Annotated in this window: 23 protein-coding genes and 1 pseudogene; 5 read left to right on the top strand and 19 right to left on the bottom strand. The window is 46.0% G+C overall.

The window, feature by feature from the left end; translation table 11 throughout:
- The 6 genes from WKT13_RS07290 to WKT13_RS07315 form a co-directional block, all read right to left on the bottom strand.
- On the bottom strand, nt 1–2514 hold the full coding sequence (locus WKT13_RS07290) for a TraG family conjugative transposon ATPase (protein WP_340323396.1): 2514 nt from the start codon (nt 2512–2514) through the stop codon (nt 1–3).
- A complete protein-coding gene (locus WKT13_RS07295; RefSeq protein WP_340323397.1) occupies nt 2511–2846 on the bottom strand; it encodes a DUF4133 domain-containing protein in 336 nt (111 codons plus the stop codon). The genes WKT13_RS07290 and WKT13_RS07295 overlap by 4 nt, the downstream gene beginning before the upstream one ends.
- Nucleotides 2847–2856: 10 nt before the next feature.
- Nucleotides 2857–3153: a DUF4134 domain-containing protein gene (locus tag WKT13_RS07300; protein ID WP_068856491.1), complete on the bottom strand. Its 297-nt coding sequence runs from the start codon at nt 3151–3153 to the stop codon at nt 2857–2859.
- A gap of 161 nt (nt 3154–3314) precedes the next feature.
- On the bottom strand, nt 3315–3941 hold the full coding sequence (locus WKT13_RS07305) for a hypothetical protein (protein ID WP_340323398.1): 627 nt from the start codon (nt 3939–3941) through the stop codon (nt 3315–3317).
- Nucleotides 3942–3943: 2 nt separating this feature from the next.
- On the bottom strand, nt 3944–4372 hold the full coding sequence (locus WKT13_RS07310; RefSeq protein ID WP_340323399.1) for a DUF3408 domain-containing protein: 429 nt from the start codon (nt 4370–4372) through the stop codon (nt 3944–3946).
- Nucleotide 4373: 1 nt separating this feature from the next.
- Complete coding sequence (locus WKT13_RS07315) at nt 4374–5159, bottom strand: ParA family protein (protein WP_340323400.1); 786 nt, start codon at nt 5157–5159, stop codon at nt 4374–4376.
- 558 nt (nt 5160–5717) lie between these two features.
- Between WKT13_RS07315 and mobA the strand changes: the two genes are divergently transcribed.
- Genes mobA through mobC form a run of 3 tightly spaced genes read left to right on the top strand, consistent with a single transcriptional unit; the run spans nt 5718 to nt 9390 of the window.
- Nucleotides 5718–6140 (top strand): conjugal transfer protein MobA, encoded by a 423-nt coding sequence (gene mobA, locus WKT13_RS07320; RefSeq protein WP_068856495.1) that lies wholly within the window; start codon nt 5718–5720, stop codon nt 6138–6140.
- Nucleotides 6125–7366 (top strand): conjugal transfer protein MobB, encoded by a 1242-nt coding sequence (mobB, locus tag WKT13_RS07325; protein ID WP_340323401.1) that lies wholly within the window; start codon nt 6125–6127, stop codon nt 7364–7366. Before mobA ends, mobB begins: the two co-directional genes overlap by 16 nt.
- Before the next feature lie 17 nt (nt 7367–7383).
- Nucleotides 7384–9390: a conjugal transfer protein MobC gene (gene mobC / locus WKT13_RS07330; protein ID WP_340323402.1), complete on the top strand. Its 2007-nt coding sequence runs from the start codon at nt 7384–7386 to the stop codon at nt 9388–9390.
- Between the two features lie 43 nt (nt 9391–9433).
- On the opposite strand, the gene WKT13_RS07335 is transcribed toward mobC, so the two are convergent.
- Both WKT13_RS07335 and WKT13_RS07340 read right to left on the bottom strand, forming a co-directional pair.
- A complete protein-coding gene (locus WKT13_RS07335) occupies nt 9434–9955 on the bottom strand; it encodes a TIR domain-containing protein (RefSeq protein WP_340323403.1) in 522 nt (173 codons plus the stop codon).
- A 6-nt stretch (nt 9956–9961) separates the two neighbouring features.
- Nucleotides 9962–10792 carry a macro domain-containing protein gene (locus WKT13_RS07340; RefSeq protein ID WP_340323404.1) on the bottom strand — a complete coding sequence of 277 codons (831 nt, stop codon included), beginning with the start codon at nt 10790–10792 and terminating at the stop codon, nt 9962–9964.
- Between the two features lie 369 nt (nt 10793–11161).
- Here WKT13_RS07340 and WKT13_RS07345 point away from each other — a divergent pair, with 369 nt between their 5' ends.
- Together WKT13_RS07345 and WKT13_RS07350 are read left to right on the top strand one after the other, a co-directional pair.
- Nucleotides 11162–12484 carry a DUF3945 domain-containing protein gene (locus tag WKT13_RS07345; protein ID WP_340323405.1) on the top strand — a complete coding sequence of 441 codons (1323 nt, stop codon included), beginning with the start codon at nt 11162–11164 and terminating at the stop codon, nt 12482–12484.
- A gap of 26 nt (nt 12485–12510) precedes the next feature.
- Entirely contained in the window at nt 12511–14598 is a 2088-nt protein-coding gene (locus tag WKT13_RS07350) for a type IA DNA topoisomerase (protein WP_340323406.1), read from the top strand.
- Nucleotides 14599–14660: 62 nt separating this feature from the next.
- Here WKT13_RS07350 and WKT13_RS07355 read toward each other — a convergent pair whose 3' ends face one another.
- The 11 genes and pseudogenes from WKT13_RS07355 to WKT13_RS07405 form a co-directional block, all read right to left on the bottom strand.
- A complete protein-coding gene (locus WKT13_RS07355; RefSeq protein ID WP_340323407.1) occupies nt 14661–15446 on the bottom strand; it encodes a S1 family peptidase in 786 nt (261 codons plus the stop codon).
- A 36-nt stretch (nt 15447–15482) separates the two neighbouring features.
- Nucleotides 15483–15995 carry a dihydrofolate reductase family protein gene (locus WKT13_RS07360; protein WP_340323408.1) on the bottom strand — a complete coding sequence of 171 codons (513 nt, stop codon included), beginning with the start codon at nt 15993–15995 and terminating at the stop codon, nt 15483–15485.
- A 404-nt stretch (nt 15996–16399) separates the two neighbouring features.
- A complete protein-coding gene (locus WKT13_RS07365) occupies nt 16400–16678 on the bottom strand; it encodes a helix-turn-helix domain-containing protein (protein ID WP_340323409.1) in 279 nt (92 codons plus the stop codon).
- A gap of 19 nt (nt 16679–16697) precedes the next feature.
- Nucleotides 16698–18743 carry a bifunctional DNA primase/helicase gene (locus tag WKT13_RS07370; protein WP_340323410.1) on the bottom strand — a complete coding sequence of 682 codons (2046 nt, stop codon included), beginning with the start codon at nt 18741–18743 and terminating at the stop codon, nt 16698–16700.
- The gene (locus WKT13_RS07375) at nt 18706–19059 is read right to left on the bottom strand and encodes a helix-turn-helix domain-containing protein (protein WP_249053075.1); all 354 of its coding nucleotides are present in this window, start codon (nt 19057–19059) and stop codon (nt 18706–18708) included. Before WKT13_RS07375 ends, WKT13_RS07370 begins: the two co-directional genes overlap by 38 nt.
- Before the next feature lie 231 nt (nt 19060–19290).
- A pseudogene (locus tag WKT13_RS07380) lies at nt 19291–20138 on the bottom strand (RteC domain-containing protein).
- A gap of 1 nt (nt 20139) precedes the next feature.
- Complete coding sequence (locus WKT13_RS07385; protein WP_340323411.1) at nt 20140–20778, bottom strand: CatB-related O-acetyltransferase; 639 nt, start codon at nt 20776–20778, stop codon at nt 20140–20142.
- A gap of 12 nt (nt 20779–20790) precedes the next feature.
- On the bottom strand, nt 20791–22080 hold the full coding sequence (locus WKT13_RS07390; RefSeq protein ID WP_340323412.1) for an MATE family efflux transporter: 1290 nt from the start codon (nt 22078–22080) through the stop codon (nt 20791–20793).
- Nucleotides 22081–22322: 242 nt separating this feature from the next.
- Nucleotides 22323–22943, bottom strand: coding sequence for a CatA-like O-acetyltransferase, family 2 (locus tag WKT13_RS07395; protein WP_340323413.1), 621 nt, complete (start codon nt 22941–22943; stop codon nt 22323–22325).
- 74 nt (nt 22944–23017) lie between these two features.
- Nucleotides 23018–23839 (bottom strand): helix-turn-helix domain-containing protein, encoded by an 822-nt coding sequence (locus WKT13_RS07400; protein ID WP_340323414.1) that lies wholly within the window; start codon nt 23837–23839, stop codon nt 23018–23020.
- Between the two features lie 101 nt (nt 23840–23940).
- Nucleotides 23941–24303, bottom strand: coding sequence for a VOC family protein (locus WKT13_RS07405; RefSeq protein WP_340323415.1), 363 nt, complete (start codon nt 24301–24303; stop codon nt 23941–23943).
- Nucleotides 24304–24342: the final 39 nt, after the last annotated feature.

Raw genomic sequence — 24342 nt, forward strand, 5'->3', positions numbered from 1 at the left:
TTAGGTGGTTGATAATCCGGGATTTCTTTTGCTCTCCGCAAGCCGTTTGACAGCCAGTTCAAGGTTGCCGCCCAGCTTGTCGGCAAGGGCGAACAGTTCCGTTTTCTCGCTTTCTTCGGTCGTGTACGTGTAATATTCTTCCAGCGAAACTTCCGTTGCGTACACCGCCGACTGCGTGCCGCCCAGCGAGAAGAACACTTCCTTGTACTTCCGTCCGGGATGGTTCGCCATGTTGATGGACAATATTTGCGAACGTTCCTTGTCGGTCAGTCCCAAGAGGTTCTGTATGCTGTCGAACTTGTTGAGATATTTCCTTTGGTCTAACAGAATCTTGCAGTCCGAATTGTTGATGATGCTCTCTTTCACGATAGGCGAGGAAATAATATCCTCCACTTCCTGCGTTACCACAATCGCTTCCCCGAAATACTTTCGGACGGTTTTGTACAAGTATTTTATGTAGTCCGCCATGTTCGCCGACGCTATCGCTTTCCACGCTTCTTCAATCAGGATTAATTTTCTTATTCCCTTCAATTTGCGCATCTTGTTTATAAAGGCTTCCATGATGATAATGGTCGTTATCGGGAACAGTATTTTGTGGTCTTTGATATTGTCCAGCTCGAAGACAATAAAGCGTTTGTGCAACAAGTCCAGTTCCTTGTCGGAGTTGAGCAGGTAGTCATACTCGCCGCCCTTGTAATAGGGTTCAAGCACGTTCAGGAAGCCGTCAATGTCAAAGTCCTTTTCCCTGACATTCTTCCGTTCAAGCTGTCGGCGGTACTCGTCCCGGACAAACTCGTAGAACGTGTTGAAGCAGGGTGTTACCGACCTGTCGCCCGTGATACGTTCGATATAGGCACTTACCGCATTGGACAACGCCACTTCTTCCGACCGCTTCGGGGCTTCATCGTCCCGCTTCCACAGGGTGAGTATAAGGGTCTTGATACTCTCTTTCTTCTCGATGTCGAATACCCCGTCCTCGACATAGAACGGGTTGAACGCTATCGGGTTCTCGTTGGTGTAGGTGAAATAAATCCCGTCCTCGCCGTGCGTGCGGTTGTGGATAAGCTGGCACAGCCCCAAATAGCTGTTGCCCGTATCTACCAGCAGCACGTGCGCCCCCTGCTCGTAATACTGGCGTACCATGTGGTTGGTGAAGAAAGACTTCCCGCTGCCGCTCGGCCCAAGTATGAACTTGTTGCGGTTGGTCGTGATGCCTTTCTTCATGGGCAGGTCTGATATGTCGATGTGCAGCGGTCGCCCGCTCACCCTGTCCACCATTTTGATGCCGAAGGGCGAAAGCGAACTCTTGTAGTTCGTTTCTTCCACGAACAGGCAGAGAGCCTGCCCCAAGAACGTGTAGAAACTTTCTTCCGCCGGGAAGTCCCCCTCGTTGCCCGGTATGCCCGCCCAAAAGAGCGTGGGCGTATCGACCGTGTTGTGGCGTGGCTTGCATTCCATCAGGGCAAGCTGGCTTCCCACATCGTTGCGTATGCGTTTGAGTTCCTCCCGGTCATCGCTCCAAGCCATGACGTTGCAGTGGCAGCGCACGGAAACAAGCCCCTTGCTGTGCGCTTCGTTCAGGTACTCGTCTATCCATTCCTTGTTTATCTGGTTGGCACGGGAGTAGCGGGAAAGCGACTGCATGTTCCGGGCGGTCTGCTCGAACGTTTTCAGGTTTTCGGCATGGTCGTCTATGAAGATGTATTGGTTATAGACGTGGTTGCACGACAGCAGCACGCCCACCGGGGCGGCGAATGACAGGCGGCAGTCGCTCCGGTCGGTGGACAGCTTTTCAAATCGTGTGTCCGTACCGACCTTTTCCGGCAAATCTTCCACGTCCGAAAGCGTGTGCAGGCACAGTATGTCGTCCCCGACACGCATTTCTTCCGGGTAAAGCCCGATGTCTTTCAGGCAGGTGGTATCTGTCTGCGAGAGCGAGAAGTATTTCTCGATGATGCCAGCCTTTCCGTCCTGCCCGGTGATTTCCGGTGCCGTCAGCCGGGTAAGCGTGACAAACCCGCTGTCGTTCATGATACGCTCGAACTGTCCGACCGCTTCGATGAATTTCATAGCCGTTTCCCTGTCCGTTATCTCCTGCGGAACAATCCTGCCCCGGCAGAGGGTGGAGAAGTCGCTCTGTCTGCGGCTTCTCTCCCTTGTCGTCTTTGTCAGGAACAGGTAACAGTAATGGTTCAGGAACGGGCGTTCATTGAAGTGCCGCTCAAAACTCCGGGACAGGAAACTGAGTTCGTCCTTTCCGGTGTCGGGCTGGTAGTTCTCCGTGATGAAGAAGTCCTGCTTGTGTACTATGGAATAGTCGGGCAGTACCTTGATTGCCTTGTACCATGCCGAATGTACGGCTTCATATTCGGCACTGGTGACGGTGAACAGTTCGGGCAGTTCCACCCGGAAAGCCACCGTTATGTCGGCATCCTTTGAAATGATGCAGCCGTTCTCCACCGCCAAAAGGGGAAATTTCCTTTCCAGCGTGGTAGCCTTTAACATATTCCTCATGGTCTTTCTTCCTTTCTTTTTTTATAGGTGAATAATCTGGGTATCGCCTTTCGGCTGATGATGAAGCGGGGATGTCTTTTGCGGGCGGCAGCTTTCATCAGTCCGTGCGTGCCGTACTTGGCGTTGAGCCGGAACGTCTGCCATACGAGCAGCAGCGAAGCCGACACGATGAAACCGATACATAGCCACTGGTTCACACCTGCCATGAACAGGACGATGAACACCACGAACGCGGCGAGCAAGCCGCCCGCAAAGATGAAAAGGTACTGGCTTTTCAGCCCCTTGAACTCCACCGGCTTCCCGATACCCCTGTTTACCGGATATTCAGACATAGCCGCCGTTTTAGAGGAAGAACGAACGCAGGATAGTGGCGGCGACAATCAGGAAGATACACGCCCCGAACCAGCTTGCGGCGGTCTTGCTGGTATCGGGGTCACCGCTTGAGAACTTGTTATACACTTTTACACCGCCAATCAAGCCGCAGACCGCCCCGATTGCGTACACCAGCTTTGTTCCGGGGTCGAAATACCCGGTTATCATGTTGGTGGCTTCGGTAATGCCCGCCTGTCCGTTACCTTGTGCGTAGGCACTTACCACAGCGGCAAGGAGAGCCGCCGACAAAAAGATTTTCTTTTTCATTGCGAATTGGATTTTAATGCCGGGACAGCGGGTGGATAGTCCGCTGCCGCACGGCGGATGAATAATTTGAAATTTTAGTGGTTGCGGCACGGATGCCGTCTGTTGGTATCAATATTGCCAATCAACCGTAATCACGTTGCTTCATATCGTTACTTGTTATTTTACAGATACTCGTTCATGTCGAACGCTTCGTATTCCCCGCTGGTATTGCCAGTTCCGGCGGGAGCAGCCGCAGCCAGTTCCGCTTCGTTGCGTCCCAGCAGTTCCGCCACCTTTGCCAGCCCGCCGTTGATGTTCTCCACTACCGCATCGTAGAGGTTCGTCCCCTCAATCCGAGCCAGCGTCACGGCGGCTTGCCGCTGTTCCGCTTCGGTGGAGTTGTCGGCGTTCGCCGTGCGTACCGTTTCGCCCAGTTCCTCAAAGCTCACGCCCGCAGCCCTGCCCGTATCATCGTACCCGTCCATGTACCCGGATATTTCCTCGTCCTCGCAATCGGGCTCGTCATCCCCGTAGTCGGGCGTTTCGTCCGGTTGTCCGGCAGCTTGCGCCGCAAAAATAGTATCATTTTCAGCCGCTTGCGGGAGGTGTCCCGATTTGTCCTGCACTGTCCCGATTAGTCCACCCTTGTAGCGGCTCTCGCCTATCAGCGTGTAGCCGTCCGCCTGACTTTCGGGAACGGTTTTATCATTTGTTCCCTTTTCGGAACGCCTGTTGTCCGCATGGCGATACCACAGCCACAGGGCGATATAGTACACCAGAAGCCCGGTAAGTATGCAATAGGTTACCATAGTCAGACAGGCTTTTGGAAGTGGCTTTCGTACAAGGCGTTTATCTCGTCTTGGTACTGTTCGAAGTGCCGCAGCAGAATATTTTCCACGTAGCTGCTTACCGTCACCTTGCGCCCGCCTATCACCGTCACGATACGCATCAGTTTCTCGTGGGTGGCTCGGCTCACGTACAAGGGTTGTCGGTCTGCCAGTTCCACTTTCTGGAAGTAGGTTTCCCGGTAGTCGCCCGTGTAACCCTTGCGCCTGCGGGGTGTCGGTTTCTCCATCCGTACCGTTTCCGTCTGTTGTCCCTCTTGGGGGATGCCCGTTTCGCCGCCGGGGTTCGGTATGTCCTCCGGCTGCTTGTCCTGCTTGGTGGGGACACCCTGCGAGATAAGTTCCCGCATGAAATCCTCGTCTATTTTCGGCAGAGTGCCGTTTTGCTTTGCCATATCATTGTAAATTAATGTAATACATCATTTCTGTTATCAGTTCTTCCAAGTTGCTGCCCCTTACCAGCGGGCGGCTGGCGGGAAAGAGCGTGGAGCGGAACACCGCCTTCCTGTCCGTCACCAGTTCTTTTTTGTAGCGTTTGGTGTCGGGGATAAAGGTTTTCATCAGCGGCAGTTCCAGTTCCTTTATCGTTTTGTCATAGGCGGCATAGAGGTCGGTTTTCTCCCGACCGTCCACCATGTTCCAGAAGAGGTACAGCCCGGCAAGTCGGCAGGCTTCATTCCTCACCAGCAGCTTTTGAATAGCCACCGCAAACGACAGGCTGCTTTCAAGAACCACCTTATCGGCGGAAATCGGGGTGAAGATATAGTCCATGCCCGCAAGGGAGTTTATCACGCCCTCGCTGTTCACCGTGCCCGGCAGGTCAAAAAACACGATGTCCGGCACGTGTCCGGCTTCTGCCGTATATCCGTCAGCCGTGGCTATCGCCTTTTCGGGCGAACTGCACAGCACCGGGTAGGCTTTCTTCCCCAGACGGGTGAACTGTTCATACGCCATGCGCTTGTAATCCTCGTCCGCCCCGACCTGTTCGGCATCCCGCTTGCGCATCCCGGCAATGGAGTGTTGCGGATAGTCGCAATCGACTACCGCCACATCGTAGCCTTTGAGGTAATAGAGGTAACTCGCCGCAAGCACGGTAAAGGTGGTTTTGCCGACCCCGCCCTTCTGGGTGGAAAAGGCGACATAAAGGGGTGTTTTCTCGTTTTCCATATTGCTTCCGTTCATTATTGGTTGATATATTTGTTTATTGCTTCCAATCATTCGGGCTTTCCATATTGCAGGCTTGAAATATGGAAAGACTGCTTTATTTCAATCTTGCTTTCCTGCTTTCATTCTTTCTTGAAATCCAGCAATCACGTTTTCTTGAAATCCTGCTTTCAACCGTTCTTGCCTGATTGAAATGTGTCTTTCAATCTTGCTTTCAATCTTGAAATCTTATGCAAATAAAAGGAGAAAAAACGTCCGTTTTTAGATGTGTCCCGATTTGTCCTTTCGTGTCCCATTTTGTCCACCAACTGCCTATTTTACAGCATTATAAATCACTGTTACTTTGCAGTGGAGTAACGAGCCGCAAGGGGTAAAGACGTGTAACAGTGCTGGTGGACGGCAGGGCTTGCCGCCTGATGCAGCCCCCAATCCGTCCCGGACGGATTTTCGATTTTCGCCAGAAAATAGCAAGGTGTGTTTCGTGGCACACGAAACCGTTTTCCGTGCCTGAAAACGCCTTGCCCCTTGCGGGGGTAAAAACCACTCCGAAGTCGTGATTTTTTAATTCAAGGAAGTATGGAAACAAGGAAAAACAGCAAGGGCGGTCGCCCCGCCCTCCAAGACCCGGCGAAACATCGTCATGTCCTTTACCTGAACGACCGGGAGAACGCCCGCTTCCTATCGCAGTGGGAGCAGTCGGGCGTTTCGAGCAAGTCCCGTTTTATCGCCGCACGTATCTTCGGCGAGCCGTTCCGGGTGGTAAAAGTGGACAAGTCGGCGGTCGAGTATTGCGCCCGACTGACCGAATTTTATGCACAATTCAGAGCGGTAGCGGTCAATTACAACCAAGTGGTAAAGGCTCTAAATAGTAACTTTTCGGAGAAAAAGGCACTCGCTTTTCTCTATAAACTGGAGAAAGCGACTACCGAACTGGCTATGTTGAACCGTCAGGTTATCGACCTGACAAACGAGTGCAGGGAACTATGGTTGCCAAAATAAGTACGGGAAGTTCCATGTTCGGCGCACTGGCATACAATCAGGAAAAGGTGGACAACGGGGAAGCAAAGGTGCTTTTCTCCAATAAAATGCTGTTGGACGAGGACGGGCATTCCAGCATCGGCGGGTGTATGCGCAGCTTTGAAATGCAGATGCCCGTCCATTTGTCCACCAAGAAGCCGATATTGCACATTTCCATAAACCCGCACCCGGAAGACGTGCTTTCGGACAGCCAACTTTCCGACATCGCACGGGAGTATATGCGGAAGTTGGGCTATGGCGACCAGCCTTATTTGGTCTATAAACACGAGGACATCGACCGCCACCATATCCACATCGTGGGCTTACGGGTGGACGAAAACGGCAAGCCGCTGAATGACAGGTTCGAGCACCGGAGAAGCAAGCAGATTACCCGTGAACTGGAACGGAAATACAACCTGCATCCGGCGGAGAGAAAGGAGCGTGCCGAACGCCCCGAACTTAAAAAGGTCGATTACGCAGCCGGGGACGTGAAGCACCAGATTGGCAATACCGTGAAAGCGGCTTGTTACGGCTACCGCTTCCAGTCGTTCGGGGAGTACAGGGCGTTGCTTGCTACCTGCAACGTGTGCGCCGAGGAAGTCAAGGGGGAAATAAACGGCAGACCCTATCAGGGCATTGTCTATTCCGCCACGGACGATAAGGGCGAAAAGGTGGGTAACCCGGTAAAGGCATCCCGCATCGGCAAGTCGGTAGGCTACGAAGCGGTGCTGTGCAGGATGGAAAAGTCTGGCAAAACGATTAAGGACGGGAAGCTGAAAGAGCGTACCTGGAAGATTGTCGCCGCAGCCATGCAGACCGCCCGTAACCGACAAAAGTTTGAACAGGAACTGAAACGGCAGGGCATTGAAGTGGTGTTCCGGCAGAACGACAGCGGGCGCATCTATGGCGTTACGTTCATCGACCACGACAGCCGGGTGGTATTGAACGGTTCACGTTTGGGCAAGGAGTTTTCGGCGAACGTGTTCAATGACCTGTATTCGGATGTCCAAACGGGACAGACCGAAAACGTTGCTCCGCAGCGGGGACAAGGGCAGGACTTCACGCAGCATCCGCATATGGCGGCACGGCTTCCGGTCAGCGGACTGGGCGGGTTGTTCGGCGGATCTTCCATAGGAGAAGAACCGCCGCAGGACACCGCCGGGCAAAAGAGAAAGAAGAAAAAGAAGCGCACAAGACGCATCGAATAACTTAAAAACATACGACTATGCAACAGGAAGATGATTTGAGGGGGCTTGCAAGGGTCATGGACTTTATGCGGGCAATCAGTATTTTATTCGTGGGAATAAACGTGTACTGGTTCTGTTACTCCAGCCTGAAAGGATGGGGAGTAACCTTTGAGGTGATTGACAAGATTTTGTGGAACTTCCAGCGTACCACCGGGCTGTTCTCGTCCATGCTGTGGACGAAACTTTTTGCGGTGGTGTTTCTCGCCCTGTCGTGCATCGGGACAAAGGGGGTGAAGAACGAGAAGATAACTTGGACGAAGATACATTGCTGCCTTGCGGTGGGCTTCGTCCTGTTTTTCCTGAACTGGTGGCTGCTGGAACTACCCTTGCCGCATACGGCGGACACGGCATTTTACATCGCCACGCTGTCTGCGGGCTATATATGCCTGCTCATGGCGGGTACATGGATGTCCCGCCTGTTGAAGAACAACCTTATGGATGATGTCTTTAACACCGAGAACGAGAGTTTCCAGCAGGAAACCCGGCTTATCGAGAACGAGTATTCGATAAACCTGCCCACACGTTTCTATTATAAGAAGAAATGGAACAACGGGTGGATAAATGTGGTGAACCCGTTCCGTGCCAGCCTTGTGCTGGGTACGCCGGGAAGCGGAAAGTCATACGCAGTGGTAAACAATTACATAAAACAGCAAATCGAGAAGGGTTTTGCACTCTACTGTTATGATTATAAGTTTCCCGACCTGTCGGAAATAGCATATAATCATTTACTCACGCATTTGGACGGCTATAAGGTCAAGCCCAAGTTTTACATTATCAATTTTGACGACCCACGCAGGAGCCACCGATGCAACCCGATAAACGCCAGTTTCATGTCGGACATAGCGGACGCTTACGAAGCCAGCTACACGATAATGCTCAACCTCAATCGCAGTTGGATAACCAAGCAGGGCGACTTCTTCGTGGAAAGCCCGATTATCCTTTTGGCGGCTATCATTTGGTATTTGCGCATCTATCAGGGCGGCAGGTATTGCACGTTTCCCCATGCCATTGAACTGTTGAACAAGAAATACGCCGATGTGTTCACGATTTTGCGCAGCTATCCCGAACTGGAAAATTATCTTTCCCCGTTCGTGGACGCTTGGGAATCAGATGCCCAAGAGCAGTTGCAGGGGCAGATAGCGAGTGCCAAAATACCGCTTTCACGTATGATAAGCCCGGCACTTTACTGGGTAATGACGGGCGATGATTTCTCGCTGGATATAAACAACCCGAAAGAGCCTAAAATACTGGTTGTCGGCAACAATCCCGACCGCCAGAACATCTATTCGGCGGCACTGGGATTGTATAATAGTAGAATAGTGAAGCTGATAAACAAGAAAGGTCAGCTTAAAAGTTCGGTGATTATAGACGAGTTGCCCACTATCTACTTCCGTGGTCTTGACAACCTGATTGCGACCGCCCGAAGCAACAAGGTGGCGGTTCTGCTGGGCTTTCAGGATTACAGCCAGCTTACCCGTGACTATGGGGACAAGGAAAGCCGTGTGATACAAAATACGGTAGGCAACGTGTTCAGCGGTCAGGTGGTCGGTGAAACGGCAAAAATCCTGTCGGAGCGTTTCGGGAAGGTGTTGCAGAAACGGCAGAGCATGACAATCAACCAGCGGGAGAAGTCCACCTCGATAAGCACCCAGATGGACAGCCTTATACCTGCCAGCAAAATATCCAACCTCACGCAAGGCATGTTCGTGGGGGCGGTGGCAGACAACTTCGATGAACGGATAGAACAGAAGATTTTCCACTGTGAAATCGTGGTGGACAACGAGAAAGTGAAACGGGAAACTGCCTGTTACGAGAAGCTGCCGCAGATTATCGACTTCACCGACAAGGACGGCAACGACCGTATGCAGGAGGAAATACAAGCCAACTACGAGCGCATCCGTCAAGAAGTCCGGCAAATTGTCGAGGACGAGATAACTCGTATCAAGAATGACCCGAAACTTCAGTATTTATTACTCAAAAAATAATTAGCATATTTATTTAACTAATCATTTCTCAAAGAAATAACAATTAATAAACAGTTCTTGAATTTAAAGGTTTATTACCAATAACACTATAATAAGATATTGCACCTTTTATTTTATCCTTAATAAAAGGTATATGGACAATTTTAGCAGTATTAAATATTACATATTCTCTTAATTTCTTAGGTAATTTTTGAATAAGTCTTTCTGTTAGATAGCTAAATGATGTTTCTCCAGTATATGCAACAATAATAGGTAAATTATAATCTTTAACAGCAGTTTCTATTTCCCAATTTAATAAACCTCTATCATAATTGGTATCATCTGAAACTATAACCAATATATTTTTTGAGTTACGCATTCTTTCTCTTAATCTACTTTTTAAAGTAGTCTCACTACTAGAATCTCTAACTCCATATGTTTTTTCATGACTATTAACAAAATTAAAATCTATTCGATTAGAATTTTGCCACATTTTTAATGTATTAAAATATTTATAATCACTATTAGCAGGACAAACTTCTCCTTGGCCATCAAATGCAACATAAGTACCATTTCTGTAAGACATAATCTTTTAATTTAAAAGTTTGTTATTATAATAATCTTCTATCAGATTAAGATTTATTTTTTTCATTGTTCCTGAATAGATAATAATATTCAATCCTTTAGGAAGAGCATTTGAGTTCATGAATTCCAAACAAGTCAAAATGAATAACAATACTCTCTGAGCTGGTTTTTTTATTCCACTTTGTCCAGTCCCCATCAATGGCATATAAACAGGTCGACTGTTTGCATGTTTATTAATATAATTACTTAACTCATAAATAACGTCCTTAAATTCATGTGTATCTATATAAGCATGATCTTCTTCATCAAAATGGGTCATTGCTAATAGTATATAACAATTTTTCCCGTCTCGAATTTTAGCACATGTACCTAATGGATATTTTTTTGTTTTTCCTCCATTCTTTCTATTATTATTTATTGAAAAATTTACACCGTTTAAAGAGTCTTCGATTTTTTGATCCAATTCATTTATTCTATCACTAAAAAATTGATTTATAAATTTCCCATGCACCGTATTCTTGGCAATTATAACATCATCAACAATAGTATCAAAATATTCATTCACAGGAATAACAATAACTCCTTCACATGTTAAAAGGTCACCTTCTTTTATTGTGACTATAAACTGGGGACCTAATTGTAATTCAATTTTTTTCTTTCTTTTGATTTGGTATAGTCCATATCCTCCACATAAAAGCAGAATAATAATACCACCTATTATAGTTTCACAAGTAGTTAAATTATTTTCCCACTTATAAATAAATGCCACCAATGTTGCTACAGATGATAATGCTGCAAGTGCTGCAATAAAATTATTCCAAAAACATTTAACCATCATTTACAATTTAGATTATATACAAAGGAAACAATTTGATTTCAATTATCAAATAGGACATTACACTTTTAACACATACTTCAAAAGGCAAAGCTTGATGTCAACAAGTTAATAGAATGCACTAAATTCAATAGTCATTATAAATAGCTTTCATTGAATTTAGTGTAATATCAATATGATTCATAGGAATCTAAATGGATAATTTATATTTCTTTTCACATTCTCAATTATTAAAAACAGTTTGCATATTCAGACAAATTCAGACATCATAGGACAAATCGGGACACTCATTGCCGCCTGTCAAAATATAGCATATTTAGTCGTTACCTTTGGACGGGAATAATCCCGTAACTACTAAAATTCCAATTATTTATGGCAAACAGAATGAATCCGCCCGTAGAGGGGCAGGAAAAAGACGTGCTGCTGGTTTTGGATAAACAGCAGGGGAAAGTGAGTGCCGTTAAAGGTATCGACAACGAGGGTAATTTGCAGACCGTAGAACCGACCCAATCCCATAGCGGTGAGTTTATGCAGGTGGACAGGAACAGCGATGTGTTCAGTAACTTCATTTCCAATTTCTTCCGCAGGTATCAGGACACGGAGGGACTGGCTTTGTTCCGCAGCAAGGCTACGGAAGCGGAACATGACGCAAAAGCTATCGAGAACAACCACCGCAACCCCACGCCGGAGGGTGACAGACGGGCGGAAATGTTGCGAGTTCCGAATCCCGACAATAACGGGGGCAGGCAGGACTACCGTTTCGACCCGGCTAAAATCAACTGGGAGGACTTGAAGAAAGTCGGTATTACCGCCGACACGTTGAAAAACACAAAGGATTTTGATAGGGTGATGCGTGGCTACAAATCCCGCAACACCTATACCGTTTCGGGGACGGTAGGCGGCTTCTACCTTAAACCTACCGATGTCAAGCTCTCTTTCTATCAGGCAAAGGACGGGACGGTAGTGCCTAAGCTGCACGGCGTGCAAATGGATGAAAAGCTGCTTCAACGCCCGTATAACGGGCACGAATTTTCCAAGCAGGAACAAGGCAACCTGCTGGGAACTGGCAATCTGGGCGGTATTATCCCAATCAAAGACCCGAAAAACGGGGAGCAAATCCCTGTGTTCGTCAGCCGGGACAGGTACACCCATGAACTGGAGTACATGCGGGCTGACAAGTGGAAATGTCCCGATACTGTTTGTGGTGTGAAAGTAAGCCCGGAACAGAAAGCCGCTTTTGAAGCCGGGAAACCCGTCAAGATGGAAAACCTGCAATTCAAGGACGGGACGAAACGCAGTGCCTATCTTCAAGTCAGCGCAGTGGAGCGTGGCTTGGAGTTCCTGCCGAGGTCTGCCGTCCAGTTCTTGCAGCAGGGGCAGCAGCCCGCACAGCAGCAGGTCACAGGATTAAAGGACGGCAAGGGTGTGGAGTTCAACGGTCATGTGCAACCTGGAGTACCGGGTAAATCCTCCGGCAAGGTGCAGCCGAAAGATGTTATTCCCGTTTCCGAGAGCCGGACGCAGGTAGCGGTCAATTCTGGAGGAAAGACCGATGAAGCAACCAAACAGACCAAAGAGCCGCTGAAACAGGGACAACAGAAACCCACCGCCAAGCAGAAAGAGAAACAGGAAAAAGCACAGGACAAGAGCCTGAAAGCGGACAAGCCCAAGAAGTCCAGAGGGATGAAAATGTAGTAACTACCATTAAAAAGTGAAGAATTATGATTGCATTGATAGCGGAAAAGCCCAGCGTGGCAAAAGACATCGCCCGGATTATCGGGGCGACACAAAGGAATGACGGGTATCTGTCCGGCAACGGGTACATGGTGACATGGGCGTTCGGGCACTTGATACAGCTTGCCATGCCCGAAGCCTACGGCGTGGCAAATTTTCGCAGGGAGAGCCTGCCCATACTTCCGTCCGATTTCCGGCTAATCCCCCGTCAGGTGAAAGCCGAGAAAGGCTACAAGGCAAACCCCGCCGTGTTGAAACAGTTGAAAGTGATTAAGGAGGTGTTCGACCAGTGCGACAGGATTATTGTCGCCACCGATGCCGGGCGTGAGGGGGAATTGATTTTCAGGTATATATTCCATTACCTGAACTGCCGCAAGCCTTTTGTCCGGCTGTGGATAAGCAGCCTTACCGACAAGGCTATCCGTGAGGGGATGGACAATTTGCAGCCGGGCGGACGTTACGATAATCTCTATCTCTCCGCCAAGTTCCGCAGTGAAGCCGACTGGCTGATAGGGATAAACGCCACACAAGCGTTGAGCATAGCCGCCGGACAGGGCGTGTTCTCGTTGGGCAGGGTACAGACACCCACGCTCGTGATGATATGCAGCCGTTTTTTGGAGAACAGGAATTTTGTCCCGACCAAGTTCTGGCAGCTCAAAGCGGCGACCGCCTGCGGGGGAATAGGTTTCACCGCCCAATCGACAGACAAGTGGGAACAGCAGTCCGATGCCATAGCCGCCCTGCAACGGGTAAAGGATGCCGGGCAGCTTGTGGTGAAGTCTGTTGAAAGGAAAGAAACCAGCCAAGAACCGCCCCTTTTGTACGACCTTACCACGCTGCAAAAGGAAGCGAACACGAAGCTGGATTTTTCAGCGGACAAGACGCTTTCGATAGCACAAAGCTTGTATGAAAAGAAAGTGATGTCCTATCCGAGAACCGGAAGCCGTTATATTTCGGAGGATGTTTTCGAGGAAATGCCGGAGCGCATCGCACTGTTGGGACAATACCCCCGCTTTGCCGGATATGCTGCCAGTTTGAACAGCAACACACTGAACCGCCGCAGCGTGAATGACGGCAAGGTAACCGACCACCATGCCTTAATCATTACCGAGAACCTGCCGGATGAACTTTCCGAAGATGAAAGGGCGGTCTATGAACTGGTAGCCGGGCGTATGCTGGAAGCCTTTTCGGACAAATGCGTGAAAGACGTTACCACCGCTGTATTGTCTGCCGGAAATACCGATTTCACCGTAAAAGGGGCGATAATGAAAGAAGCCGGATGGCGGGCTGTGTTCAACGAACAGGAAGCAGGCGAGGACGGAGAAGCTGCCGGACTGCCACAGCTTCAGGAGGGAGAAACCTTGTCGCTCTCCGGCGTGGATCTGCTCGAAAAGCAGACCAAGCCGAAGCCGCTGCATACGGAAAGCAGCCTGCTTGCCGCAATGGAAAATGCGGGCAGGGAACTGGAGGATGCCGAGTTGAAAGCCAGCCTGAAAGATGCCGGGATAGGTACGCCAGCCACCCGTGCGGCGATTATAGAAACATTGTTCGCACGCCAGTACATCGTGCGTGAGAAAAGGAATATTATACCCACAGAAAAGGGACTTGCCGTTTACAGGATTGTCAAGAACAAGAAGATTGCCGATGTCGAAATGACGGGTATGTGGGAAACCGCCCTTGCCAAGATAGAAGCGGGCTGCATGGATGCCGATACATTCAGGAAAGGCATCGAGGTCTATGCCGCCCAAATCACGGCGGAACTGCTTTCCGTACAACTGTTCATCGCCGGAGGTGAAACCTGTCCCTGTCCGAAATGTGGCAGCGGACGCATCCTATTCTATCCGAAAGTGGCGAAATGTTCTAACGTGGACTGTACGCTTACCATATTCCGTAACAAGTGCGACAAGCAACTGACCGACAAGCAGGTTGTCGAACTGGTGACGAAGCGGAAGACCGGGTTAATCAAGGGCTTCAAGGGAAAGAACGGCAAGGCTTTCGATGCTTCGCTGGTACTGGACGAACAGTTCAATGTCGCTTTTTCATTTCCTGAAAAGAAAGGAAAGCCGAAGAAGTAACTCATTTTTCCGATGGCAATCCAACGTTTACGCCCGGAAAACAAACTGGGCGTATTTTTTTGTTATCTATTTATAATTTCATCAATAACTCTTTTCTTCCAAACTCTACCTAGCTGAGCTTTAAATTCATCATCTGCACCTATGCGCCCAGAGTATACTCCAATAAATTCCATGAAAAAGTGACTAATTTTTGTAGCTTTTGTCGGATGTGTATCACAAATTGCGACACCTCTTCTTTCCTTATATATTACAGGAGAACCTGACATACCTGATCTTGAAGCAGTATCAATATACATTAGAGGTCTATCTTGTATATCTATAATTGGTTCTGATGCAATACTAGCTCTTTTCCAAATAGGAAATCCTTCTCCTTCCGAAATACCAAATGGAAATCCTAAAACATAAACATCATCTTTAATGTTTGCTTTTGTTTGTTCATTATACGGTTCAATAGCTTCTTCCACATATTTAATAAGCATATCATTAGGAATTGTTACTTTTATAGCAACAACATCAACTTTTTCTTTAAATGAAGGATGTTCTAACCATAATGGCGTATCATTTTCATCGTAAAGTGGAATAGTGTGAACTATTCTTTCTACAGTAGATTGATTTTTGAAAATATGAACTTTTAAATTATTAGGTATTGCCCCATGTTTTTTATCCAAATATTCTTTTGTTTCATTATTTTGTCCTGATACGATATGCCAATTAGTAATTAAATAATCCACATCGTTCCTTTTTACAAAAAAGCACGTTCCTGATGCAAGAAATACGTCATTAAAACAACATTCTACATAATAAGATGTATAAGATAAAGAATCTAATACGACATTACTTTCACTCATAATAACAATAAATTTATTCACAAAAATACTATATTCTCAATAAAGTAATTCATATTCAGCAGAGATAATATTTCCATAAATAATCTTGCTTCCTGACAGTTTCCATTTAGAGCCAAATGTTTCCCCGACAAAGCCGATGCCTTTGCCTAACATGATGGGAACGGTATAGATTGTCAGACTATCCAGCAGTTCGGCTTTTATCAGCGAGGTAATCAGTTTTCCGCCACCCACCACCAGTATGTCATGCGTTTGTTTCAGTTCATAAACCTTTTGCAGCGGTTCTTCGGTCAGGAACTCCACCCCGCAGTCCGGCGTCACGTTGGTGTCGTAGTGTGACACTACAAAAGACCGCTTGCTTTTGTGTGGCCACCCGCCCCAGTGTTCAAAGATGTAGTTGTAGGTGTTCGCTCCCATGAGCAGGCAATCCGCTTCCAAGTATTGCTTGCCAACGATATTTTTTATTTCACGGGGTAACCAGTCCAGTTCCTTGTCTAAGGTGGCTGTATGTCCGTCAAGAGATACGGCGATGTGCGCTTTTATTTGTTTCATACTATCAGGTATTTAACAGTTTAATATTCGTATTCAACTGTCCGCCAGTACCCCAAAAAAGAAGCGTGGTTCTTACACTGCTTCAATGCGAGGTACTGGCATACCCAAATGTGGAAACAGGCAAGACCACGCTATGACAAAGCATAGCATATCCTGCGCTGAATATCCCCACATTTTGAAAAGTGCCAGTTTTCGCATCGGGACGTTCGGCGGAACGCTAATTTTCAATATTATATATAAAGACGAAATCACAGTCAAAGCTGTTTAATCGCCGTTATTCTCTTGTACTACTTTTGCAAATGTAGTGAAAATCATTGAGAAATCATGGCATATAATAAAAAATCCCGCCGTGTTATCACAACAAGGCAGGACACGACTAATTGAATGATGACAAAAAATACTGTCTAATCTGTGCGCTCACGAATAAGCCTGTGTATGTCGCTTGCCCGATAGTAATATTTTCCGTCCAGCAGAAGATAGGGCAATATGCCTTTCTTCCGGTAACGCTGCAAGGTCTTGACGCTCACTTTGAGCATAAAGCACAAGTCCTGATTGTCGAGCAGCTTTTCACCGTTCAGGCAGTTGTGGCTGTTCATCAGACGGTCTATCTTTTTATCCTGCATGTCGAGCTTGTCCATGATACGCTCCATCCATGCCACGAAGTTGTCATTGTCTATATACATAAGCTACCCCCAATTGAAATTAAATGAGACCTATCATAAAATAACTCTGGTTTGCCGGGTCTTTCAGGATGATTTCTTTCTCCCGCATGAAACGGATATAGTTCTTGGCTGTCCGTTCCTTGATGTCCAGTACCTGTTGCAACTGTTCGCAAAGGTCTATGTAGGTGATGTGTGTCTGCCGTCCGAAAATGTCACGGGCTACACCCACCAGTTCCCTTTCCTTGCGCTTCTCTTTTTCTTCACGTGGCTTTTCGCCCCGGTACGTATGCATCCCGGCTTTCTTGTCCCATGCGAAAAGCATCAGCGGCACGTCCAGCGGGCTTCCGTCCCTTACTTTCAGGGCTTTCACTACCGATTGCGTGGGTTCATCGTCTTTCTCGATTGACAGGATGGTAGCTGCCTTCCTTTGCAGTTCGCTTCCCAGATGTCCACGCAGCTTTAATCCGTTCGGGACAAAATGAAGCACGCAAAGTATGCAGGTGTTGTAGATACCCGCCAACCGATATAGTTCATCTATTACCGCTACGCTTTCCGCTTCATCGTTGGCACTCTTTACGAGGTCGGCGATGCCGTCAATGACAACCAACTGGATACCGCCATACTGGTAGTAGAACTTATCCATGCTTTGTATTATGGCGTTCAACCGCTCCTTTCGGGACATTCCCGTAAGGCAGAACGCTTTCAGTTCTTCCGGCTTTTCCTTTTGCCCCGCACGTGCCAGCAGGTTGCTTACGTTCTTGAAAAGCTGTACTTCCGACTGTTCGGTATCATAAAGCAAAACCGCCTTGTGCCTGACATTGGCTGTTATCTGTATGCCCAACGTGTCTATTCCCGTATCGGGAGGGCAGATACAGCCTGCCACGATTGCGGCTACATAGTTGCTCTTGCCCGTTCCCTCGCCCCCGGTGATACCGAAAAGGTTGCCTTGTGTTCCCAGTGGAACATCGCCCGCCGATATGATGACTTGTGCTTTGACGGGTGGATTGTTGAAGTCTATCTCGCATGATTTAAGCATAATCAGTGTGTCGCTATATAGGTCGTCTAAAAATCTGATAAACAGTTTCAGGAAATCTTCACGTGTGTTTCCTGCCTTGAAATAATCTGATATGTCCTTTTCCTCTTTCGTGCCCGGAAGCGGGAGCAACAGGCGCTTCACGCCAAATTCCCCCAGCAGTCTTTCCTGTTTGCTTGAACTCTCCTTGCCTGTCTTGTCCATGTCAAAAAGCAGGACAATATGCTTGAAGCGGAACGTCAGCCGATAAACCAGTGTGGACGGTATCATTACCGTTTCACTGTTGAAGCAGATGGCATGAAAACCATGTGCTGCCAGTGAGAGCACGTCCTTCTCGCCACCCGTAATAAACAATGTGTCACCTTTGGCGGGCAGTTGCTCCAACCCGAAGCAGTAGTTTTCCCCAGAGCTGCCGCCATATAGGAAACGGGGTGTGGAAAAGGGACGGTACAGCTTGACATACTGTTTGCCCTTGTAGCCATACATCGGTTCTGCCGCCGATGAAATGTAGGTGTATGGCTTTCCCTCTGCCGTTTCGCTGCTGTATTCCCGGAGTGAGCAAACCTTGTAACGTTCCAGTACTTCAGGAGTGATGCCGTACTGCCGCCAGTATTCCATTTCTGCGGTGGAAAATTTCTGTTCCCTGAACAAGTAAGGCTTGACAGGCTTTTCGGGCGGTTCAACAGATGTGTTTGCCGCAATACGTTTGTCGGTAGTATGGGATATAGGAATAGGTGTCCCGGAGGATAAGCCCAGCCCCAAGTCCCGGTCGATGGTTTCCAGTATCTCGATGAAATCCAAGGCTCGGTTACAGTCCAGCCCTTTCAGTTGCCCCACGAGGAAAAAGCAGTCGCCGCTGTAATTGTCGTTGCCGAAGTCTTTCATCTTGTACATACCGCTATGGCGGTCGAAGTAGATGTTGCAGGATGCTTTTCTATCTTCGTATAAGGGATTAAGGAAATGCCTGCCTATTCGCCATTCACCCGGTAAATAATGCTTGAAAACGGATAAGCCGTTATTTGTTCGGCTTAGTATTTCTTCTTTCTTTAACATATTGATGATGGTTGGTTATCAGATCGTTTATATATTCCTTGTCCCGTTTTATCAGGCGTTCTTCCAGCAGACGTTTTATTTCCTTGATTTTGTAGAAATAATGCCCTTTTATATCGGAATAGGAAACCAGTCCTGCCGCTCGCAGGCGTTGCAGTGTACGGTCACTGATTTTTAGGAATGTACATACTTCGTAACTGTCCACCCAGATTTCATCCTCGTTTTTCGTGTCCTCCTGTGAAAACACATAATTGGCTATCACATCTATCTTAGCCACTATCTCCTTATAGGCTTTTGATTCAATCGTAATCACATCCATATTGCTAACTAATTGATTTTACTGCAAAGTTCGGGATATGAAAATGATTAAAAGTCATGGCTCATGCCGTCATGGTAAAAATATTTTTCGGTGGTTTTCGGATATTTTTCAGATAGTTTTATTATGTGTTGAGAATAAAAAAAGTTCTTTTTTAGACTGTTTCAGTAAAAATAAAAAATACCGTGTCGGTATGAACACGGCATTTTACTTTGCTGATTAAAAGGTATTTATCTATTTTGCATCATCTTCATTCATTCTCTTTGTCAGATTCTCAATCAGCTTGCTCAAATAAGAAGTTCTATTTTTTCGCTCTTTCATAGCAATATATGCATCATAATAATGATGCCCAAATCAATGTTGAACACGAAACTAAGGTATTCCATAAATTCCTTTATTTCTATGTTGCCATGATTTATATCACCGGAAGAAACAAGCGCATAGCCCAATTCTATCAAGGTATTTTTCTTTCCGGTAAAACACACAGAGTTTAATTTAGAACTTCTTTCAGTTTTGTATTCAGCATTGTTTAATTTAACCATCCTGTTCTCTAAATAAACTTTCAAATACTTGTTGCAAAGTATTTTTGCAGCTTTATAGTCATATCCGGTTGAAAATAATGGGTCTGCATCATATTGGAAACTTTCAAAACTTGGCATTATTGAAATTCCTATTGATTTTCGAGTAAAATAAAAATTATCCAAATGTGTTGATTGGGAACGTATATACTGATAAAACTCTATATTGTTGCGGAAGAAATACGTAAGCTTATCCAATTCTGCACTCAAATATTCTCGGATGCAGTCATTACTACCATCTGGGCATTTCAACTCTATATGGTACACCTTATTGAAATAGATATATTTGCTAAGAATTTCCGGTTTCAATTCTTTGAAAAAACATATTTCATCTTCTACACTCGGAAATGAATAGTTAATAATCATTTCTCTTAGTTGTTCGTACATAGGTGCAATGAACCTTACCATATACAAGGCATTATCCATTGCAGAATCGACACCACAATCCCTTAATTGGATTTCAGCGTCAATCTTAGCCAGTATTTCTTCCGCAAATCTTTTCATGCTACATACTATCAACCATTTGCAACAACCCGTTTATATCACCTTTCCCAATATAATGCAAGCATTGCTGTATCTTCTCAACAGACCAATCCCACCATTTCAGCGTTTCGAGCTTCTGTATCATTTCTTCATCGAAACGCTTTCTTATTGGTCTGGCAGGAACACCGCCAACTATCGTATAAGGCGGTACATCTTTCGTAACAACGGCACGGGAGCCTATGATTGCCCCGTTGCCGATGTGAACGCCAGCCATAATCAATGCTTCATAGCCTATCCATACATCGTTGCCTATCACGATGTCGCCTTTGTTATCCCAAGCTGTTACCACGTCCGATTTCTGCAAATCCCAATCTTCATAAAAAAGCGGAAAAGTATAGGTGGATAAGGATTTCAAGGTATGGTTGGCACAGTTGAACAGAAATTTCACACCGCAGGCAATGGAACAAAACTTGCCAATTATCAGCCGCTCGTGGTTGATAGGGTAATGATAAAGCACATTGTTCCGCTCGAAAAGTAACGGGTCGGACACGAAATCATTGTAGATGGTGTAGTCGCCCACTTCGATAGACGGGTCTTTTACAACCGCATTCAGGTACACAGTCTGCGTGTCGCCTGTGCGTGGATATATCTTTTTCATCATGACATTCAGTTTTTAATAGTGTTTATATTTAAGATAAATAACAGATTGCACCCCAAGTCCAATCACGAACAGGTATTCTACCGTCCAATAAACGGCAAGGGGTACATCCCAATAGCTCAATCCCCACAGGTAGAGCAGATAGGCGACAATGGTTGTCGCCTGAAAGATGAAAGCTGTCCGTGTTGCTCCTGTTCCCGTTACAGCATTCATATAGACATAACCTGGTAAGGCAAAGACGTAGTTAAGCAACATGACTATAAATGGCAACCATGCGGTTTGCACGATATTCGAATTATCTGTATAGACACTGATAACAGGCTGATGGAATACCAACGCAAGCGTAATCAGCGGTAAGCCGACGGCATAGCCTAATCGGATTACCCTGCTGCATAGCGGAAACACTTGTCCTCTTTCGTTTGCTCCAATCAGATTGCTTACCAACGAGCCAGTTGTGGCGGCAAACGAACTGACAATGACAAAGAACAGGGTGGATATGCTTCGGAGAATGTTTGCCACTGCAAGTTGCAATTCACCCAAATGTTCTATTGCTACGAAAAACAGAAACCAAGGGACTACGCTGATAAACGAATGGAACATGCTCCAAACGGATACACGACAAACATGGAGTAATATACCTTTGTCTAAGCTCCAAGACAAGCCATAAAGCCTTTTATCCATTTTACGTGAAATACGGATTGTCAGCACTGCCAACGAACACGCTTCGGCAAAAGACGATGCGATGGCTGCACCTGCTATCCCCATGTCCCAATGGAATATGAGCAACCAATTACTTGGAATGTTCACTAATACGGCTGTCAGAGCCGCCATGTTCAAGGCTTTTGTATAAGTAATACCGACCAGGAACGAACGCAAGGCAAGGAACGGAAAGGAGAACAACAGTCCCCAAATTCGTCCGTCCAAATAATCAATTACAGCATGATAGACTTCCGCAGAAGTAATCAGCCTACTTAGAATAATCGGGGAAAACAGTCTGGAGAACAAATACAAAAAGACAGCAAGTCCCGACAGGAAAAACAATCCTTGAAAAAATGTCTTCCCTGTTTCGGAATAATGCCGTTCACCGTTACGCCGTGCGATAACGACTTGTAAACCCAAACTGAAACCGAAACCAAGCATATAGATAGCCAGATACCAAATCCCGGCAAGGGCGGATGCACCCAGTTCTATTTCTCCTACATGCCCCAAGAAAATAGCATCGGTAATATTGATAAGTTGTTCGATAAGGATGCTCATCATTACGGGAAAGTTGATGAGCCAAATATTCTTATATGTATAGTTCATTGTTCAACTTGATATGATACGACAAATCCTGCTGCACAAGGGCGGCATGGCACATCGCATAATTATAAATTTGGAATAATGGCAAAACAAGAAAGGACAAACCTATTATAAGCCTGTCCGTTGCTGAATAGCTATGACTAAAATGCTATCCGTTAAGCGTAGCTATATGCACACTTGCCATTTCATATGGGTTGAACAACTCTATTTTTTGTTAGTATTGCAAAGATAGCATTTGTTCTTGATTATACCTCCAAGTTCTTGATTTCTTTTTGCAGATTTTCCAAAAAACGGGAAGCATGTGCGCCATCCATTTGTGTATGGTGAAACTGAAAAGAGACCGTCAATGTATGCTTCCACAACCTTCGTTTATATTTACCCCAGATTAAAAACGGATTATTGAACACACCGCTGTACATACCTACTGCCCCATCTATCTCATATTGAGCAAGAGCAGATGTACCAATGACCATGCTGTCTGTTAGGTCATAATTTTGGCAACTTTCAGCAACTTGCTTCGTCAGTCTCAGATAATCAGTATTGAACTGCTGCAAATTATCGGAAAAAGGAATATCGCAGGAACTAACTTCGCCCTCTCGATTGGCTACAATAGAACAGACAGCAAGATTGTCGTATTGCATTAACTTCTTGTCAACAGGAAGCATATAGAACTCTTTTATGTCGCTTGCAGCTTTTCCGATACACCAGCACATCAACATATTGAACTTTAGCCTTGTCCGTTTGCTGATTTGGGTTAGACGAGTAACATCTATGGTCTTGAAAAAGGTGAGCATGGGCATGGGGGCATTCATCCACAATTCAAATGCATAGGCACGGGTTGTTTCTTTTGGATTTACTTCTTTCATTCTATCATTCATTTTAAGTTTAATCAGAGCAAAGGTAAGTCGGCTATCAAACTATGGATAGAATAAAAGGGACATTATATAGGGTTGTTAAACAAATCGGAATAAGGTTTGCATACGTTTAACAAAGACAATGGCGTATAACCGCTAAATTGTTTAAACTCCCGGATAAAATGCGATTGGTCTGCGTAACCACATTGATATGCAATTTGAGCCAGATTTGCATCTTCTGTGTAATACTGTAGCAATTTCAATGATTTCTGGAAACGAACTATTCTTGCATATTCCTTCGGATTCGCACCTACCAGCTCATTGAACAGACGTTCAAATTGTTTTTTGCTCAAACAGACAGTAGAAGCCAGTTCTGTGACGGAAATGGCAGGCATGGTGAATAGTTGTTGGATTGCGGAAGCTATTCTTTTGAGATTGCATGTAGTTTTTGAAGTCAATGCGTCTATTATTCGAGATAACAGCCATTGCTCTATTATTGTAATACATGAGTTGGTATCTTCATAATTAAAGATTTGCGCAGCCAGTTGTTTTAATTTTGCGTTTTCAATGTCATAACCGGAAATCTCTTGATTATGTAATAAAGATATGGGTATATTCAAGAAGGCTTTTAGAACGTATGGCTGAAACACAACCACTATCATTTCCACATTTCCATCCGCATATAAATGGGAAGGATAATTTACCTGACCGCTGATGCTAAATTCCGATTGGGAGGTTTTTAACTCTGGTATATAGAGCGGTGTTTGTTTGTGGAAAATGATTTGAGGACAACCAATAGGAAAAGTAAGGGTATTCAGCGGTTGATTGCTTTTGAATACCCAATAATACCTGACGTAAGGTTGTAACTCCTTGCAAGGTTTGTAAAATTTGAAGTCCTCTTGAATCATTTTACAAAGGTAAGGCTTTTTGTCGTTTGTTATTGGTAATGAGCAAAAATATAGCTGCAAATAGAATAACTTGCAGCCATATTTTAATCTATCAACACGTGTTAGTCTGTATAAAGTCCTATGCGATTGCCGGCGGGATCAGCGAATACGGCAAAATATCCCTTTCCTTCTGCTTGGATTTTTGTCTTAGGAATCGTTATCCTGCCACCATATTTCAGTACTTGCTGGATTGACCAGTCAATATCTTCACAATTAAAGTGAATTAATACACCATGCTCTGAGGGTTTGAAGTCAGGTGCATAGGATATTGCACCAACTGTTTGTCCGTTCTGTACAAAACAAGCCATTTTCTCATTGCTGTATTCGGCTACCATAAGTTCCACCCCAAAGATTGCTTGATAAAAATTTACCGATTCGTAGAAGTCAGTAACGGGGATTTCAAAGAATGCAATTAAATTCTTCATGTTCTTTTTTCTTTTAGTTATTACTTTGTCCTGCGCTAA

Origin of the sequence: Prevotella sp. HCN-7019, assembly GCF_037890215.1 — a bacterium.
Classification (GTDB): domain Bacteria; phylum Bacteroidota; class Bacteroidia; order Bacteroidales; family Bacteroidaceae; genus Prevotella.